The following is a 17,675-nucleotide window of genomic DNA, read 5'->3' on the forward strand; positions in this document are numbered from 1 at the left end:
CGTCAATTCCCCGCCTGTTGCTGCGGCAAAAGATAGCCTGATGTCGAGCGGGCGAGCACCAGATAGCGCGCGGCGACGGCCTTGACCTCGTCGGCCGTTACCTTGCGGATGCGATCCGGCCATTGCTGGACATCCCTTACATTGCCGCCGGTGGCCAGTGTCGAGCCATAGATCTCGGCCATGGAATCCTGCTTGTCGCGGGCAAAGATCATCGACCTGACATAACGGTCCTTGGCCTTTTCGAGTTCCTCCGGTGTAACGCCGCCACTGGCGATGCGCGCCACCTCGGCATCGACCGCGGCTTCGACGTCGGCCAGCTTGGCGTCGCCGCGCGGCGCGCCATAGACGGTGAAATTGGTGTCGTCGAGCATGGTGCCCTGGAAATAGGCCCCGGCGCTGGAAGCGATGCCTTGCTGGACGACCAGTGCCTGGTAGAGCCGGCTGCGGTTGCCGCCGCCGAGGATCTCGGCCAAGAGGTCGAGCGCCTCCGCCTCACCCGGCTTGCCCGAATGATAGGACGGCACCACCCACTGCGTCGAGAAACTGGGAACGCTGACGCGGGCGTCGGAGAGCGTGACGGTGCGTTTGGTGTTCTGCTCCGGCTCGACCGGGCGGATACGCGGCGGCAGGTCAGGCCCGCGCGCCACCTTGCCATAGGTTTTCTCGGCCAACGCCTTCACCGCATCCGGTTCGACATCGCCGGCGACGATCAGCACCGCGTTGTTGGGCCGGTAGTACTTGTCATAGAAAGCGGTGGCGTCGATGCGGTTCAACTGCTCCATCTCCTGCATCCAGCCGATGACCGGAATGCGATAGGGCTGGTTCTGCCACAGCGTCGCGTCGACTTCCTCGTCGAGCACGGCCTGCGGATTGTTGTCGATGCGCGAGCGGCGCTCCTCCAGGATGACATCGCGCTCGGTCTTGATGACGTCATCGGTGAGGATGAGGTTACGCATGCGGTCGGCTTCGAAACTCATCATCAGTTCGAGCGACGACGGCGCCACCGTCTCGTGGAAGGCGGTATAGTCGTAGGATGTGAACGCGTTGTTGGAGCCGCCAATGTCGGAGACGGCGCGGTCGAACTCGCCGGCGGCGTGATTGGTCGTCGCCTTGAACATCAGATGCTCGAAGAAATGGGCTATGCCGGATTTGCCGGGCGGCTCGTCGGCGCTGCCGATCTTGTACCACACCATATGGGTGACGATCGGCGCGCGATGATCGGGAATGACGACCACCTCCATGCCGTTGCCGAGCAGGAAATCCGTCACCTTGAACTCGGCTGGCTTCGTGTTGGGCTGCGTGGAGCTATCGGCCAGCACCGGGCCGGTCACGACGAAAGCCAGTGAGATCGCGAGCAGCGTTGTGCGCAGCCATTCAGCCTGAAATGTCATCAATGGCTCCGGTTCTCTAGAGTGGTTCATCGTTTCATGGAAACGCCGAACCGCTCTATCTCTTTGTTTTCACACAATTCCAGACGGAAAACCGTTTCCCACTTTTCCTGGAATTGCTTCGGGCAGGACGATAGGCAAGGTGCTGGCGACAAGCAAAGTGAATTGTTGGTCATGTTGCCGGCAAAGGCGGCGGCAAAGAGGCCGCCGCTGCAGGGCCGCCGTATCAGGCGGCCTCGATGAAGCGAATGACGGTCTCGCCGTAGTTGCGCTCATCCAGCACGGAAAAGCCCGGGCCTGGCTCGAAGGGCGCCACGGCCGCCTCCTCGACCACGCACAGTGCGCCAGGGCGCAGCCAGCCGCCGGCCCTGGCCGACTGCAAGGCGCGCTCGCCGAGCCCCTTGCCATAGGGCGGGTCGGCGAAGACGAGACCGAACGGCGCCAGCGTGCCCGCCTCGCCGAGACCCGTGGCATCGCGGCGGAAGATCTTGGTGCGTCCGGTCAGGCCGAAGGCCTCGACATTGTCGCGGATCAGGCCGCGGCCTTCGGCCGATTCCTCGATGAAGACGCCATAAGAGGCGCCGCGCGACAGCGCCTCCAGGCCAAGCGCCCCTGTCCCGGCGAACAGGTCGAGCACGCGCGCGCCGTCCAGCTGTTCGGCAAAGCGATGCGCCAGCACGTTGAAGACGGCCTCGCGGGTGCGATCGGTCGTCGGGCGGATGGCGCTGCTGCGGGGCGTCGCCAGCGGACGCCCACGAAACTCACCACCGACGATCCTCATCTTGTCCGGGGACCCTTGGGGCCGCCGCGCGGACCACCGCCACCGGCACCGCCAGGGCGCTCGCCACGCGGCTTGCCGAACGGCTTTGCACCACCCGGTTTGCCGTCGGGCTTGCCATAGGATGGCTTGAACGAGGCCTTGCGAGCCCTGGCTTCGGCCGCCTTGGCCGCGTCGGCTTCCGCCCTGCCCTTGCCGATCGGCCGGGCGCCAGGCGCCATCCAGACATTGGCCTTGCGCTGGCCCGGCGGCTCGATCGGCCGCTGCTCGCGTTCGGGTTTCTTGCCGCCGCCACGGGGTTTGTCACCGAAGCCGCCGCGTGGCTTGTCGCCAAAACCACCGCGTGGCTTGTCGCCAAAGCCGCCACGTTCGGGCCTCGGACCACGCTCGCCAAAGCTCTTCTCCGGCCTCTCGCTCCTGTCGGGACTTGTCGACAGTTTGCCGAGCGCCTCGTCGCGGCTGCCTTCGCGGCGCTTGCGGTTCTTGATCAACCCGCCCTCGCCGATCGGGCGGCGCTCACCGTCACGGACGAATTTCGGCCGTTCGGGTTCCGGCTCGCGAACTTCCGTGCGCCGCACCGGCTTGTTGGAAAACGGCTTGGTGATCTCGGCGTCGAAATTGGCGCCGGATTCTTCGACCAGACGCTCACCAAGCTGGTCTCGCAGCACCCTGCCGTTGATCTCCTGAACATGGCCCTCGGCAAGATCGTCGAGTTGGAATGGCCCGTAGGAGATGCGGATCAGCCGCGTCACGTCGAGGCCGAGCGCGCCAAGGATGTTCCTGACCTCGCGGTTCTTGCCTTCGCGCAAACCAAGCGTCAGCCAGGCGTTGGTGCCTTGCTCACGGTCGAGCGTCGCTTCAATGGCGCCGTAAAAGACGCCGTCGACGGCAATACCTTCGCGCAGGCCGACAAGCGCACTTTCCTCGACCTTGCCGTGCACGCGCACGCGGTAGCGACGCAGCCAGCCGGTAGCCGGCAGTTCGAGCACGCGCGACAGGCCGCCATCATTGGTCAGCAGCAGCAGGCCTTCGGTGTTGATGTCGAGCCGGCCGATGGTCATCAGCCGCGGCAGTTCGGCCGGCAGCACGTCAAAGACGGTCTTGCGGCCTTCGGGATCGCGATTGGTGGTGACGACGCCGGCCGGCTTGTGGAACAGGAACAGGCGGGTGCGCTCGATCGGCGGGATTTCCATGCCGTCAAGATGGATGATGTCATTTGGCATGACGTTGAAGGCCGGTGAAGTCAAAGCGCGGCCGTTGACCTTGACGCGGCCGGCGGCGATCAATTCCTCGGCGTCGCGGCGCGAGGCGAGACCGGCGCGCGCCAGCCGCTTGGCGATCCGCTCACCGGCTTCTTCCGCAGCCTCGGCTGGACGCGGGCGCGGCTTGAAAGCGCCGCCCGATGCGCCTTGAGGCCGATCGCTGAAATCACGCTTGGGTCTGTCGCTGCCGAAGTCGCGCTTGGGACGGTCGGCGAAGTCACGTTTCGGACGATCGCCGAAATCACGCTTAGGACGGTCAAAGCGCGTCTCGCCGCCTTCGGCCGCAGCTGCAGCCGGACGATCACCGCGTGGTGCATAGGGTTTGCGTGGCCCTTCGCGCTTTTCATAGGGCTTGCGCTCGCCTTCCGCCGCCATCGGACGGTCGCCCCGCGGTGCATAAGGCTTGCGCGGCCCTTCGCGCTTCTCATACGGCTTGCGCTCGCCTTCGGCAGCAACCGGACGATCACCGCGTGGTGCGTAGGGCTTGCGTGGCCCTTCGCGCTTTTCATATGGCTTGCGCTCGCCTTCAGCCGCCATTGGACGATCGCCACGTGGTGCGTAAGGCTTGCGTGGCCCTTCGCGCTTCTCATACGGCTTGCGCTCGCCTTCGGCAGCAACCGGACGATCACCGCGCGGTGCGTAGGGTTTGCGCGGTCCTTCGCGCTTTTCATAGGGCTTGCGCTCGCCTTCAGCGGCCTTTGGGCGGTCGCCGCGCGGTGCGTATGGTTTCTTGGCGCCGAAGGACGGTTTGCCGCCTCTCTCTCCTCGCGGGGCCGCGGGTTTCTTGCCCGGGCCTTTTTGGCGCGGAGATTTCTTGTCGTTGTCGTCCATGTGGCCTTTGTCCGTTTGCGCTGCTACAGCGTGGCGCATCCTTTCGGGCGCGCAACGAACGCTGGTGCACTTTGATTTGGCGCATGATCATTTCCGAAAATCGAGTCCGATTTTCAGGCTGATGCGCTCAATAACAGGATCATCAGAGTTTGTCAGGGAAAAGTGGAGACCGGTTTTTCCGGCAAGAACCCCAAAGGCTGGGGTGGCGAGGAGATAATGGGAATGGAAACCGCGTGAGGCGGCCGGATTTCATGGCGCTGGCGCTGAAGGAGGCCGAAGCGGCAGCCTTGCGCGGCGAGGTGCCGGTCGGTGCCGTCATCGCCAACGGCAACACGGTCGTCGCCAGCGCCGGCAACCGCACGCGCGAACTGGCCGACCCGACCGCGCACGCCGAGATGCTGGTCATCCGCGAAGCCTGCGGCAAGCTTGCGAGCGAGAGGCTCACCGGCCACGATCTTTATGTGACGCTGGAACCCTGCGCTATGTGCGCCGGCGCCATCTCCTTCGCCAGGCTACGCCGGCTCTATTTCGGCGCCGCCGATGAAAAGGGCGGCGCGGTGGTCAATGGCGTACGCTTCTTCGCCTCGCCGACCTGCCACCATACGCCCGACATCTATCCGGGCATGGGCGAGAGCGAGGCAGCTCTGCTGCTCAAGGAATTTTTCAGGGAACGTCGCGACTGAACCACGCCATGCCGTCCGAAAAGGGCGGTGTGGCGGTTCTTACAGGGACGGCAGCCAGTCGAACCAGCCGCCCTTCTTGCCTTCCGCCTCTTTCTTGAGGCGGCGATCCTTCTTGTACTCGTCCTCGCCGAGTTCGTTCTGCGGCGCCGTGCCGGACGCGACTCGGTAGGCCAAGGGCGGCTCGCTCAGATATTTGCGGGTGTTGGGATCGCCCTGCTTGGCGTCCGCGAGGCGGCGCCGAATTTCTGCGGCGCGGCCCTTGTCGGAGTCCGCGGGGGTCCATGCCGGCGGGTGGCTGGAGCCGGATTCGTCCATTGCTTTCTTGACCGAGGCAGGATCAGTCTGCACGTCGTCGACGATTTCCGACTGATAGCTCGGATCATTCTGGTGGGCGGTGGCGTCGGCGCGCAGCCGTGCGCGACGCTGCTCGGGCGATTCGGGCCACTCGGCGCTTGCCGACTGGATGCTGTCCTGCGGCGCAGGCAGCGCTTCCTTCTGTCCGGGAGCCGGCTTCACCAAGGTGGGGCGCGGCTTGTAGTCGATCGGGTCCTTGTGCTTCGGAGCGAAGGAAACGGCGCCGGTGAGATCGCCGGCCAGCTGTTCGGCAGCGGTCTTGTCGGTGCCGTAGGTCGGAGAGCCCATGCAGCCGGACAAAGCAAGGCCCGATGCGACAAGCGGCGCCAGCAGCGCAAGGCGCGCATTATATCTCTCGGTCATGCCAAAAAGTCCCACTCTAAACAGCCTCTCGATCGCCACCGGCCCAAGGTCCGGTCCCCATCGTCCAAGCACTTGCGACGGAAATCCGGCGACAATTTGTCTTCCGGAGTTTCGCGTGTTTACCTCAACCACTCGTTAAGGGCAACGCACGGGCGGATTTGCACCGCCCGGCGTGGCATTTGTGCACCGGCTTACAAACGCCCAAGCGCCTGCAATTCATGCAATACGGCCGCATCGCGCGCCGAAACGTCGCGGAATTCGGCATCCTGCCCGACATCGGCCGTATAGCGCCATGAGCGCGCGCATTTGACCAAACCGCGGTCCTCGGCCTTCTCGACCGCCACGGCAACGCTCTTGACGTCGTCGAGGGTGAAGGCACCTGTCGGCGCTTGGCCATGGGCAATGACGAGATCGCTGGTGATCGCCATCTCCGCCATATCAACATCCGATATCGCCGCCTCGAGCGCTGCGTCGTTGATCGTGACGACCGGCACCGCCTCCAGCGAGGAGCCGATTACCTTCTGGGCCCGCGCGATCTCGAGCGCGCCGGTGACGACGCGGCGCACCTGCCGTACCTTGCGCCATTTCTCCGCCAGCGCCTCATTCTTCCAATCCGCCGGGATTTCCGGGAACTGGTCGAGATGCACCGACACCGCATCGGGATGGCGGTCGAGCCAGGCCTCTTCCGTGGTGAAGGGCAGCATTGGCGCCAGCCATTTCACCAGGCAATCGAAGAGGTGGCGCACCACCTGCACCGAGGCCTTGCGCTTCAGGCTCGACGGCGCGTCGCAGTAGAGCGCGTCCTTGCGGATGTCGAAATAGAAGGCCGACAGCTCGACCACCATGAAATCGAGAAGCGTGCGGGTGATGCGCTTGAACTCGAAGGCGTCGTAGCCCTGGCGCACCACCTCGTCGAGCTCGGACAGCCGATGCAGCATCAACCGCTCCAACTCCGGCATCGCTTCGAGCGGCACGCTCTCGCCATCATCATGGGCGAGCGTGCCCAGCATCCAGCGAATGGTGTTGCGCAGCTTGCGGTAGGCATCGATGTTGGTCTGCAGCACGTTCTTGCCGAGCCGCTGGTCTTCCCAATAATCCGTCGTCACCACCCACAGCCGCAGAATGTCGGCGCCGGACTGCTTGATGACGTCCTGCGGCACGACGGTGTTTCCGAGCGATTTCGACATCTTGCGCCCGTCCTCGTCCATGGTGAAACCATGGGTGACGACGGTGTCGTAAGGCGCCCTGCCCCTGGTGCCGCAGCTTTCGAGCAGCGAGGAGTGGAACCAGCCACGGTGCTGGTCGGAGCCTTCGAGATAGACGTCGGCCGGCCACTTCAGGTCAGGACGGTCCTCGAGCGTGAATACATGCGTCGAGCCCGAATCGAACCAGACGTCGAGGATGTCCATCACCTGCCTCCACCTGGAGGCATCGTGATTGCCGAGGAAACGCTCCTTGGCGCCAGCGGCGAACCAGGCATCGGCACCTTCTTCCTCGAAGGCATCCATGATGCGCTGGTTGACCGCCTCGTCCTTCAGCACGTTGCCATCCTCATCGGCGAAGACGGCGATCGGTACGCCCCAGGCGCGCTGGCGCGACAGCACCCAGTCGGGGCGCTCCTCGATCATGGCGCGGATGCGGTTCTGGCCGGCGGCCGGCACGAAGCGGGTGTCGTCGATGGCCTTCAAGGCGCGGCTGCGCAGCGTCGTGCCGTCGCCGAGGTCCTTGTCCATATAGACGAACCATTGCGGCGTGTTGCGGAAGATGACCGGCTTCTTCGACCGCCAGGAATGCGGATAGGAATGCTTGAGCCGGCCGCGCGCGAACAAGGCGTTGCGCTTGATCAGCTCATCGATGACGGCCTGGTTGGCGTTGCCTTTCTTGCCATTGTCGTCGATGACGCGCGCCGGTCCGCCCTCGCGATCCGGGCCGAAGCCCGGCGCGTCCTTGGTCAGGAAGCCGGCGTCGTCGACGGTAAAGGGGATCGCGGTGTCGACACCGCGCGCGCGCAGGTCGGGTGCCGCATCCATCCAGGCATCGAAATCCTCGCGACCGTGGCCGGGCGCCGTGTGGACGAAACCCGTGCCGGCATCATCGGTGACATGGTCGCCGGCGAGCATCGGCACTGAGAATTCGTAACCGCCTCCGAGACCCTTGAAGGGGTGCGAAAGCGTAAGGCTTGCAAGCTCTTGCGCGGTAACGCTGCGAAGACGATTCAAGGTGACCTTGGCCTTGGCCGACGATTCTTCGGAGAGAGCATCGGCAAAGATCAGCTTTTCGCCGGGCTGCGGCCCAAACGCGTTCTCGGCCGCCGTGACCTCGTAAAGACCGTAGCTGATACGCGGCGAATAGTTGACGGCACGGTTGCCAGGGATCGTCCAGGGGGTTGTCGTCCAGATGACGACATGGGCCTGCAGCAGGTCGAGCGCGCCTTCCGTCAGCCTGGCTTCACCGTCATCGACGGGGCGGACCAGGCTGGCGACGGGAAACTTCACCCAGATCGTATCGGATTCGTAGTCCTGGTATTCGATCTCGGCCTCGGCCAATGCGGTGCGCTCGACGACGCTCCACATCACCGGCTTTGAGCCGCGATAGAGCTGGCCCGACATGGCAAATTTCAACAGTTCGCCGGCGATGCGCGACTCGGCGTGGAAGGCCATCGTCGTATAGGGGTTCTTGAAGTCGCCGACGACGCCTAGCCGCTGGAATTCGGCGCCCTGCACCGAGATCCAGTGCGCAGCGAACTCACGGCATTCCCTACGGAATTCGTTGACCGGCACCTCGTCCTTGTTCTTGCCCTTGGCGCGATACTGCTCCTCGATCTTCCATTCGATCGGCAAGCCGTGGCAGTCCCAGCCAGGCACATAGTTGGAATCATAGCCGCGCATCTGGAACGAGCGGGTGATGACATCCTTGAGGATCTTGTTCAGCGCATGGCCGATATGGATGTTGCCGTTTGCGTAGGGCGGGCCGTCATGCAGCACGTATTTCGTGCGGCCGGCGGAGCTGTCGCGCAGCTTGCGGTAGAGGTCCATGTCCTGCCAGCGCTTGACCAGAACCGGCTCCTTCTCGGGCAAGCCGGCGCGCATCGGGAAATCCGTTTGCGGCAAGTAAAGCGTCTTGGAATAGTCGATTGTCTCGGCCTTGTCGGCGGTAGGGGTATCGGTCATTGATCTGCCATCTCAATTGCCCGGCGGGAAAGCCCCGGGGCTTGAACTATGAAGGTCTGGAAAAGCGCGGGGGGTGCGCGCAAAAGTCCCGGCGGCTCCGGCGGCGCTCAGGCCGCCCGGAACACCGGGCCGGTAATTCGTATCGTCAGCACACGAAGGCGCGAAAAGCTCGTCATTGTTGGGCTTTTAGCGGAGATAGGCGAAGGAATAAAGCGTCTCGTTCGATTCGCTTACATCTTGAAGTCGAAGCGATAGGTGGTCGACACACCGACCATGAACTGGTTGCGGTCGCCGCGCTCCCGGACCAGGCTGGAATCGGCCGCCGGACCCTCCAGGCGCGAATATTCGCCGAACAGGCTGGCTGTCATCGGATCCGTCACCTTCCACGTCACCGCGCCGCCGAGGCCGACGGATTTCAGGCCGCCACCGGGATTGTACTGGCTAAGGCCCGAGGCCGCGGCTTCCTGCGCGTTGACGCCATAATAGGCGTCGAAATAATTCGCCGAGGCAAAAGACACGCGCGGTCCACCCGAAATCCTGACCGTTGGCGTCACGTCGTAGAAAGCGTCGGCGGCGATATCGGCGACAAAGCCGTTATGGGCTCGGATGCCATGCCGCAGCTCGGCACGCGCGCGCAGCCAATCCGTCGGATAGAATTCGAAGAAGCCGCCGACTTCGCCACCCCAGCGAACCGGATCAAGGCCCTTGAGTTCGTCGGCATTGCTGTCATCGCGCCTGAACAGGAACTTGCCGGTCAGGCCGGCGCGGACGCTGCCATCATCGACAAGCGCCAGCGAGATATTGTCGTTGCGCGAGGTGAAGCGTGCCTGGGGACCGGCCTTGCCCAGTGAAATGATGGGCTGGGCGCTGAGCATGTACTTCTTGCCGCCCTCGAAATTCGGCGCCACCAGGCCAGTGGCGCCAACCGTCAGATACCAGTCGCCGGACAGCCAGCCGAACGCGCCGTCGCCGGCCTCAGCCGCACTTGTCGTCGCCAGCATCAGGGTAGCCAAGGCTACAGAAATCTTTCCGACCGAACTCATGGTCACTCCACTAACACGATACTCATGCGCCGCCATGACAGCTTTGCCGAGGCTTTGGTAAAATTTGATTTAAGGACGAGACATCGGGCTCGCATTGGCTGCATCATCCGGCCCGCCCTCGGCTGGACGCGGACCGGCACCAAGGGTAACTTCGTTGCACACTGGCGGTCCTCAATGGAGGTGGCGACATGACCCTGCACGGCGATACACTGAAGAACGCGATCGGCCAGACACGACAGAAGTGGGGATGGTTCGTAGGGCTCGGCGTGTTGCTGCTGATCCTCGGTGGCATCGCCTTCGGCAATCTGTTCATCGCCACCGTGGCTTCCGTCTATGTCGTCGGCTGGCTGATGCTGGTGGCCGGCATCATCGAGATCATGCATGCTTTCGGCGTCAAGACCTGGGGCCGCTTCTTCTACTGGCTGCTCAGCGGACTGCTTTATGCGGTCGCCGGATTTTTCGCTTTCGACAATCCTCTGCTGGCCTCGGCGGTGCTGACCTTCCTGCTGGCCGTTGCGCTCGTCGCTTCCGGCGCGCTGCGGGCCTGGGTCGGCTACAGCCATCGTCCGGAAAGCGGCTGGGGCTGGATCGTCGCGGCAGGCGTCATCAGCGTGCTTGCGGGCCTGATCATCGCCATGGGTTGGCCGGTCAACAGCCTGTGGGTGCTCGGACTGTTCCTGGCGATCGACCTGGTCTTCCAGGGCTGGACTTTCATCGCCGTCGGCCTCGCACTAAAGAAATAGGTCAGAAAGCCACGGCTGCGTCGAGACCGGAGAGCGGCTTGACGCCGGCCAGCAGTGCCCTCGCCTCTTCTTCATCGCGTTTCATCTGCACGACCAGCGCATCGAGTCCGTCAAACTTGATCTCGCTGCGCAGGAAGCCGAAGAACGAGACCTGGCAGATCTCGCCATAGAGATCGCCGGAAAAATCGAAGACGAAGGTTTCCAGCAGCGGCGCGCCATTGTCATCGACGGTCGGGCGACGGCCGAAGCTGGCGACACCGTCATGCAGCGTGCCGTCGGCGCGCCGGAAGCGGACGGCGTAGATGCCTTCCCTAAGAGTGGCTTGCGCGGGAAGCCTCATGTTCGCGGTCGGAAAACCGAGCGTTCGCCCGAGCTGCTGGCCGCCCACGACCTCGCTTTCCACCGTGAAGCGATAACCGAGCAGGCCGGCGGCCTCGGCCACCTCGCCATCGCAGAGCAAGGACCGGATCCGGCTCGACGAAATCACCTCGGCGCCCTCGTCGCGGAAAGCGTCGACGAGCGTGACACCGAAGCCATGGCGTTCGCCGGCCGCCATCAGATAGGCCGGCCCGCCCTGGCGGTCCTTGCCGAAATGGAAATCGAAACCGGTCACGGCGTGGGTAATGCCAAGCGTCCTCTCCAGCACATCGGTGACGAAGGCTTCCGCCGACAGCGAGGCGAAGTCGCGCGTGAACGGCTGCTCGACAAGTGCTGCAAAGCCCAGCAACGACAGCAACCGCGCCTTCATCGGCGGCGGCGTCAGCACGAACAGCGGCATGTCAGGCCTGAAGATCGTTCGCGGGTGCGGCTCGAAGGTCAGCACCAGGGCAGGCACACCACGCCGCGCTGCCTCGGCCAATGCCCGTTCGAGCACCGCCTGATGACCACGGTGGACGCCGTCGAAATTGCCGATCGCGACAACGCCGCCACGCAGATTGGCAGGCAGTGGGCCGGTTACCGAGAGGTGCTGGAAGGTCACCATTGCCACCTACTGCAGTCTGGCTATGACGGCCACCGGACGATAACCGTGCCGTTCCAGGAAAACCCCGAGCCTTGCCGGATCCGGCCGCAACGGGTCGCCATAGTCGCGGGCATGAATGCCGCCGGAGACGTAGAGAACATTGAAACCATTGTCGGCGGCGCCCTTCACATCGGTCATCATACCATCGCCGATGGCCAAGACCTGCGAACGCTCAACCGGCCGGCCAAGGACCTCGGCCACCTCCTTCATCGCGACGTCGTAAATCGGCGCGTGGGGCTTTCCCGCGATCAGCGTGCGGCCGCCGAGCTGGGCATAGTCGCGCGCCAGGGCGCCGGCGCACCAGATGATCCGTTCGCCGCGCTCCACCATGATATCGGGATTGGCGCAGATGAACGGCAGGTTCCTGGCACGCAACCGGCGCAAAAGGTCCGCATAATCCTCAGGCTTCTCCACCTCGTCATCGAAAAATCCGGTGCAGACGACGCCGGCGGCCTCGAATTCCTCGACGAGCTCGATATCGAGGCCGTCATAGAGGGTCAGGTCGCGGTCAGCGCCGATATGGAAGATTTTGCGCGGGCCTTCCGCGATCAGGTCACGGGTCACGTCGCCCGAGGTCACCACGCGGTCGTAGGCTGACGGCGGAACCCCGATCGCGCTCATCTGGGCCACGACATCGGCGCTGCGGCGGGGCGAATTGGTGATGAGAACAACGGGAGTACCGGCCGCCCTTGCCGCTGCCAGCGCTGCGGCGGCCGCCGGAAAATGCCATTCGCCATTGTGCACCACGCCCCAGACATCGCACAGAATTGCCGAATAGGCTTTCGACACGTCTTCGAGCGAGCCAACGATTTCAGGCTTAGCCGCCATGCCGTTTCCTTCAAGATAAGCGTTGCGAGTGCCGCAGCCGACGGTTCGCCGCAGCCGGTTCGGATTATCCGAACCGGCCCATGGTGTCACCAGCTTTCATGCATCGCCGGTTGATCGACAGGTTTGCTTGCGAACGTCTTGCCTCGGCAGGGCGTTCTGTTTTTGGAGTGGATCGGGGGCCGCTGCCCTCGCATTGGTTAGCGGATGGTGAAGCGCCAGCCGAGCAATAGAGCGGTTTCCCAAACTCGTCCTTCAGCGTTTTATGGAATGTTGGCGACGATCGAGAATCCGCCGGCGGGGGCCGCTGCAAGACATGCATGAAATCTGGCGTCAGTTCCGCCGCGACAAGCGTGGCAACTATGCTCTTATGACGGTTGTGGCGATGGTGCCGCTGATGGGCGGCCTGGCGGTCGCGGTCGATTTCACCGAAATGAATCGCGAAAAACAGATGGTGACGAACGCGCTCGACGCCGCCAACTTCGCCACGGCGCGGCGGCTGACGGAAGGTGCTACCGACGACCAGCTGAGAGCCTATGCGCTCGATTTCTTCAATGCCAACCTGAACGATGTCGATCCGGCCAGTGCGACGCTCAACGTCACCTTGCCCAGCACCGCCACCGGCGGCGGCCTGATGACGATGACCGCGCAGCTCAACTACAAGCCCTATTTCTACCCTGCCTTTGCCCAGCTTGTCGGCAAATCCGCGACCGATGCGAACCAGAGGATCAGCTTCAACATCACCTCCCAGGTGCGGCTGAAGAACACGCTGGAAGTTGCCCTGGCGCTCGACAATTCAGGATCGATGACCACGCTTGGCACAGGCTCTGGACAAATGCGCATCGATCTTCTCAAGACCGCGGCCAAACAGCTGGTCGACACGCTTGCCCAGCAGGCGGCGATGATCAAGCAGGTCGACAAGCCGGTACAGTTCGGCCTCGTGCCATTTGCCGCCTCGGTCAATGTCGGCGCCGCCAATGGCAATGCATCCTGGATGGATACCGAGGGCCTGTCGCCGGTGTCGAACGAGAATTTCGACTGGTCGACATTGAACGCCCCCACCAAATACGCCCAGCAGACCAACGGCATCTGGTACAAGCGCGGCACCGGCTGGGGCGCAGCGGAAGGCCAGATGCTGACCCGGTTTTCGCTTTATCGCGACATGCAGGTCGTCACCAACCACGAGCGTGTCGTCAACAGCAAGCGGGTGGTTTGCGACGCATACAACTCGAACAACACCTGCAAACGCAGCCACGACGAATATGACTACATCGATTCCTATGGTCCATTCGCCAGTTGGCAAGGCTGTGTCGAGTCCCGGCCCTATCCCTACAATGTCAACGACACCCCGACGGCCGGCGGCTCGGCCAACACCGGCATAGGCGTCGGTGATCCGGCAACGATGTTCGTGCCGATGTTCGCCCCGGACGAACCCGGCAATCATTGGAAACTGACCCAGGACCCCGACGAGGCCGCACCGGTGACCTATGGCGCGGTGAACAGCTGGTGGAACGACGATCCTTCGAGCAGCACCGGTCAATCCCGGCTGCGCAACATGGCCAAATATTTCCAGCCGCGGCCGATCGATGCGCCGGCGCTGCCCACCGGCAATGGCCCGAACTACAGCTGCACCACCGGTGCAATCACGCCGCTGACCGACGTCAGCGTCGCCGATGGGCAAACAGCAATCAAAGCAGCGATCGACCTGATGCAGCCGAATGGCGGCACCAATGTTCCCGAGGGCCTAGCGTGGGGCTGGCGGGTGGTTTCAAGCGGTGAACCGTTCACGCAGGGGCGCCCCGAAACGGAAAAAGGCAACGACAAGGTGGTGATCGTGCTGACCGACGGCGCCAACACCTACTATACGCCGTCCTCGCTAGGCTATTCAGATCCCGCCAACTCGAAATCGACCTATGCGTCCTACGGCTATCTCAACCCCGGCTACAACGGCACCTCGGTCGGCCGCATGTTCATGGGCACATCGAGCGCCATCGGTCAGTTCGATTATTCGAACGGCAATTATACAAATGCGCTCAACGAACAGATGGCGACGCTTTGCAACAACGCCAAGGCGGCCAACATCCTGGTGATGACCGTGGCGCTCGATCTGTCGACGACCAAGGCCAGCGACCAGTTGGCCATCAATGCGCTGAAATCCTGCTCGTCGGACTCGCGCTTCCGCAAGGATCCGACGGATCCGAGCAAGCCGGCGAAATTGTTCTGGAATGCGACCGGCGCCAGCCTATCGAACGACTTCAAGGAAATCGGCAACGAACTGTCGAACCTGCGGGTGGTCGGCTAAGCCAGCCGGGACGGGTTTTTCTGGCGCAACGCCTGGCGCCGCCAAGCCCTTGCGGGCGCCTGCCGTGACAGGCACATATTGGCGGCCCGCGGGATCGCGCATCAATCGCGGCACGCCTGGCGACAAAGCTTGGGGGACGAACAATGCCCGATACCGCCAACCATCTCGCCTTCGCGCTGGTCTGCCTTGGCATGGTGCTGACGCCGGGCCCGAACATGATCTACCTGATCTCGCGTTCGCTGTCGCAAGGGCCGAAGGCCGGACTGATTTCACTTGGCGGGGTCGCGGTCGGCTTCCTGTTCTACGTGGTATCGGCAGCGTTCGGCATCACCGCGCTGCTGCTGGCCGTGCCCTATGCCTACGACGCGCTGCGCTTTGCCGGCGTGCTCTATCTCTTGTGGCTGGCCTGGCAGGCCGTGAAGCCGGGCGGACGGTCGCCGTTCCAGGTGCGCGACCTGCCGAAAGACGGGCCGCGCAAGCTGTTCGCCATGGGACTGATGACCAATCTACTCAACCCCAAAGTGGCGGTTCTCTATCTGTCGCTGCTGCCGCAATTCATCAGCATCAGCAAAGGCCACGTCCTGTCGCAGCTGCTGGTTCTGGGCGCGACGCAGATCACCATCAGCCTGACCGTCAACGCCATCATCGCAGTGACCGCCGGCTCGATCGCCACCTTCCTTGCCGGACGGCCATTATGGCTGGTCATCCAGCGCTGGATGATGGGAGGCGTGCTGACGGCGCTGGCGCTGAAAATGGCGACCGACGCGCAGCGCTGAGGGCGCAAGCGTCAGTCTATCGCCAGGCGCTAACATTCCCAACCGCTTGCGAAGTTGCCAGAACGGATGTGGCTCCCTACATCGGCCGGCGGATCGGCCGGATCTGCGCCGGCTCGATCACCTTGCGGTAGAGGTGCCAGGTGGCATGGCCCAGGATCGGCATGACCACGGCCAGCCCGGCAAACAGCGGGATCGAGCCGATCACCAGCAGCACGGCAACCAGCAGCCCCCACAGCGCCATCTGCAGCGGGTTTGCCATCACCGCGCTGGCCGAGGTCTCGATTGCCGAGACGGCACCGACATCACGGTCGAGCATCAGCGGAAAGGCGATGACCGTTGTGGCCAGCACCACCACGGCAAAGACAAAACCGGCCGCATTGCCGAGCACGATCAATGTCCAACCCTTGCCGGTCGTCAGCACGTCGCGGACAAAGGCGCCGATCGAAGCCGGCGGCTGATCGCCAAACAAGCTGCTGTAGATCGATTGCGCGGTGAACAGCCACAACAGGAACAGCACAAACAGCATGATGCCGATGACCGCGATCGACGGCAACGCCGGAGAACGGCGCACATCCAATGCGTGGCGCCAATCCGTGTTCATGCCGAGTTCCCGCCGGCGGCTGATCTCGTAGAGCCCGATGGCGGCAAAAGGCCCGAGCAGGGCAAAGCCCGACATCAAGGGATAGACAAGCTGGATGGCATTGGAGCCCGATGTCCATTGCGTCAGGATCAGGCCGACGATCGGATAGATCAGGCACAGGAACACATAGTGGGACGGTTTCGCCCAGAAATCCTCGGCGCCGAGCCTGAGCGCGTCCCAGAGATCCGCCGTGTTTATGCGTCGCACCGTGGGCTGCACATGCATCCCATACGCGTCCGCCATGACGTGAAAGCCAGCCATAACCATCCTCCCGTGTGTCGGGGGCGGTCACCGCCGAGATGGCCGCCCGCAGCTGCCACTAGTAGATGTGGCACCATAGCCGATTTGCCAGGGGTTGTCGCCAAATCGATGGGCCTGGACACGCTCTCACGGGATTGTCATCGCCATGCCGGCAAAGGCTCGCGTTGAGGAAGCTACCCCGGCGCGTTGAGGACGGCCTCGATACGGTGACCGTCCGGGTCGACGACGAAGGCGGCATAATAGTGCGCACCATAGTCGGGCCGCGGGCCGGGCGCGCCGTTGTCACGGCCGCCATGAGCAAGCGCTGCCGCGTGGAATTGCGCGATGCTCTGGCGATCCGGAGCGGCAAAGGCCAGATGAAAACCCGGACCAGGCGGACGCTGCCCTTTCGAGCGAAGTTTCAGCGCCAGCTTGTCGCCGCCGCCGGCAATCCCGTAGCCCACCGCTTGGTCGGGCTCGCCGGGCCTGAGATCGTCCCAGACCCTGATATAGCCGAGCGGCGCCAGCACGGCATCGTAGAAGGCGGTCGCGCGTTCGATGTTCGAAACGCCGAAGGAGATGTGGTGCAGCATTTTTGGGTTTCCTTCGTATCGATTCGTGGCCTGTTAAACGCGATTTTCACCGCCCTGCCCGGCAAAAGCCATGATCGCGGCTATGTCAGGCAGGCATGACAGCTGAAAAAATCGAAATCCGTCAAGCAGACCTGAACAGGCGCGCATGGATCAAGGCGGCCGGCCTCGCCGCCTTGATCGGGCTTGCCGCCTGCAGCACCGTCTCTGTCCCCACAGGCCAAGGCGCAGGCGTTTCCTCCTCCGCCACCGCCACACTGGCCAGCTTGCGCGCCACAGCCGGGCTCGGTCCGCTGGTCCCGGACGCACAGCTCGAACAGGCCGCACTGCAGCAGGCCGGCTACATGGCCTCGCGCGAGCGCATGAGCCACACCATGGGCTGGGGCAAGGATTTCGCCTCGCGCATGAAGGACAACGGAGTGCGGGGGGCCGCGGCCGAAAACATCGCCGAGGGCCGCTTCGACCAGCAGAAGCTGTTCGACATCTGGGCGCATTCGCCCGGCCATCGCCGCAACATGCTCGATCCGGATTTCAGCCGCTTCGGTCTCGCCTATGTCCGCGATGGACGTGACCCCAACCTGCGCTACTGGTCGCTGGTTCTCGGCAAGTAGAGCTTCCCGGTCCGTCTGATCGTCACCTTGAATTTTCTCGTCTCGTCACGGAGAC

At 63.5% G+C, this 17,675-nt stretch carries 15 protein-coding genes; 5 read left to right on the top strand and 10 right to left on the bottom strand.

Translation table 11 applies throughout. The features are described from left to right. Window positions 1-2: 2 nt before the first annotated feature. From EB235_RS25380 to EB235_RS25390, 3 genes are all read right to left on the bottom strand, one after another. Window positions 3-1,391: a M16 family metallopeptidase gene (locus EB235_RS25380; protein ID WP_027034652.1), complete on the bottom strand. Its 1,389-nt coding sequence runs from the start codon at window positions 1,389-1,391 to the stop codon at window positions 3-5. A 223-nt stretch (window positions 1,392-1,614) separates the two neighbouring features. Beyond that, the gene (gene rsmD, locus EB235_RS25385) at window positions 1,615-2,169 is read right to left on the bottom strand and encodes a 16S rRNA (guanine(966)-N(2))-methyltransferase RsmD (protein ID WP_027034651.1); all 555 of its coding nucleotides are present in this window, start codon (window positions 2,167-2,169) and stop codon (window positions 1,615-1,617) included. Further along, complete coding sequence (locus EB235_RS25390; RefSeq protein ID WP_027034650.1) at window positions 2,166-4,259, bottom strand: pseudouridine synthase; 2,094 nt, start codon at window positions 4,257-4,259, stop codon at window positions 2,166-2,168. The genes rsmD and EB235_RS25390 overlap by 4 nt, the downstream gene beginning before the upstream one ends. A 233-nt stretch (window positions 4,260-4,492) precedes the next feature. On the opposite strand from EB235_RS25390, the gene EB235_RS25395 reads away from it, so the two are divergent. Then, complete coding sequence (locus tag EB235_RS25395; protein ID WP_027034649.1) at window positions 4,493-4,942, top strand: nucleoside deaminase; 450 nt, start codon at window positions 4,493-4,495, stop codon at window positions 4,940-4,942. A gap of 39 nt (window positions 4,943-4,981) precedes the next feature. Here EB235_RS25395 and EB235_RS25400 read toward each other — a convergent pair whose 3' ends face one another. The 3 genes from EB235_RS25400 to EB235_RS25410 form a co-directional block, all read right to left on the bottom strand. Continuing rightward, complete coding sequence (locus EB235_RS25400; protein ID WP_027034648.1) at window positions 4,982-5,659, bottom strand: hypothetical protein; 678 nt, start codon at window positions 5,657-5,659, stop codon at window positions 4,982-4,984. Window positions 5,660-5,850: 191 nt separating this feature from the next. Then, window positions 5,851-8,829, bottom strand: a complete 2,979-nt coding sequence (gene ileS / locus EB235_RS25405) for an isoleucine--tRNA ligase (RefSeq protein ID WP_027034647.1) — start codon at window positions 8,827-8,829, stop codon at window positions 5,851-5,853. A 230-nt stretch (window positions 8,830-9,059) separates the two neighbouring features. Next, window positions 9,060-9,872, bottom strand: coding sequence for a MipA/OmpV family protein (locus EB235_RS25410; RefSeq protein ID WP_027034646.1), 813 nt, complete (start codon window positions 9,870-9,872; stop codon window positions 9,060-9,062). Between the two features lie 188 nt (window positions 9,873-10,060). Here EB235_RS25410 and EB235_RS25415 point away from each other — a divergent pair, with 188 nt between their 5' ends. Next, window positions 10,061-10,615, top strand: a complete 555-nt coding sequence (locus tag EB235_RS25415; RefSeq protein ID WP_027034645.1) for an HdeD family acid-resistance protein — start codon at window positions 10,061-10,063, stop codon at window positions 10,613-10,615. A 1-nt stretch (window position 10,616) separates the two neighbouring features. On the opposite strand, the gene EB235_RS25420 is transcribed toward EB235_RS25415, so the two are convergent. Both EB235_RS25420 and EB235_RS25425 read right to left on the bottom strand, forming a co-directional pair. Further along, complete coding sequence (locus EB235_RS25420; protein ID WP_027034644.1) at window positions 10,617-11,597, bottom strand: bifunctional riboflavin kinase/FAD synthetase; 981 nt, start codon at window positions 11,595-11,597, stop codon at window positions 10,617-10,619. 6 nt (window positions 11,598-11,603) lie between these two features. Beyond that, complete coding sequence (locus EB235_RS25425) at window positions 11,604-12,464, bottom strand: TIGR01459 family HAD-type hydrolase (protein WP_027034643.1); 861 nt, start codon at window positions 12,462-12,464, stop codon at window positions 11,604-11,606. Between the two features lie 313 nt (window positions 12,465-12,777). Between EB235_RS25425 and EB235_RS25430 the strand changes: the two genes are divergently transcribed. Then, window positions 12,778-14,763, top strand: a complete 1,986-nt coding sequence (locus tag EB235_RS25430) for a pilus assembly protein (protein ID WP_027034642.1) — start codon at window positions 12,778-12,780, stop codon at window positions 14,761-14,763. Window positions 14,764-14,906: 143 nt separating this feature from the next. Next, window positions 14,907-15,539 carry a LysE family translocator gene (locus tag EB235_RS25435; RefSeq protein WP_027034641.1) on the top strand — a complete coding sequence of 211 codons (633 nt, stop codon included), beginning with the start codon at window positions 14,907-14,909 and terminating at the stop codon, window positions 15,537-15,539. Window positions 15,540-15,615: 76 nt separating this feature from the next. Here EB235_RS25435 and EB235_RS25440 read toward each other — a convergent pair whose 3' ends face one another. Beyond that, a complete protein-coding gene (locus tag EB235_RS25440) occupies window positions 15,616-16,440 on the bottom strand; it encodes a DUF2189 domain-containing protein (RefSeq protein WP_027034640.1) in 825 nt (274 codons plus the stop codon). A gap of 173 nt (window positions 16,441-16,613) precedes the next feature. Beyond that, window positions 16,614-17,012: a VOC family protein gene (locus tag EB235_RS25445; RefSeq protein ID WP_027034639.1), complete on the bottom strand. Its 399-nt coding sequence runs from the start codon at window positions 17,010-17,012 to the stop codon at window positions 16,614-16,616. Window positions 17,013-17,107: 95 nt separating this feature from the next. Here EB235_RS25445 and EB235_RS25450 point away from each other — a divergent pair, with 95 nt between their 5' ends. Continuing rightward, window positions 17,108-17,620 carry a CAP domain-containing protein gene (locus tag EB235_RS25450; protein ID WP_032926131.1) on the top strand — a complete coding sequence of 171 codons (513 nt, stop codon included), beginning with the start codon at window positions 17,108-17,110 and terminating at the stop codon, window positions 17,618-17,620. Window positions 17,621-17,675: the final 55 nt, after the last annotated feature.

The organism is Mesorhizobium loti R88b (assembly GCF_013170845.1).
In the GTDB taxonomy this organism is placed as follows: Bacteria; Pseudomonadota; Alphaproteobacteria; order Rhizobiales; family Rhizobiaceae; genus Mesorhizobium; species Mesorhizobium loti_B.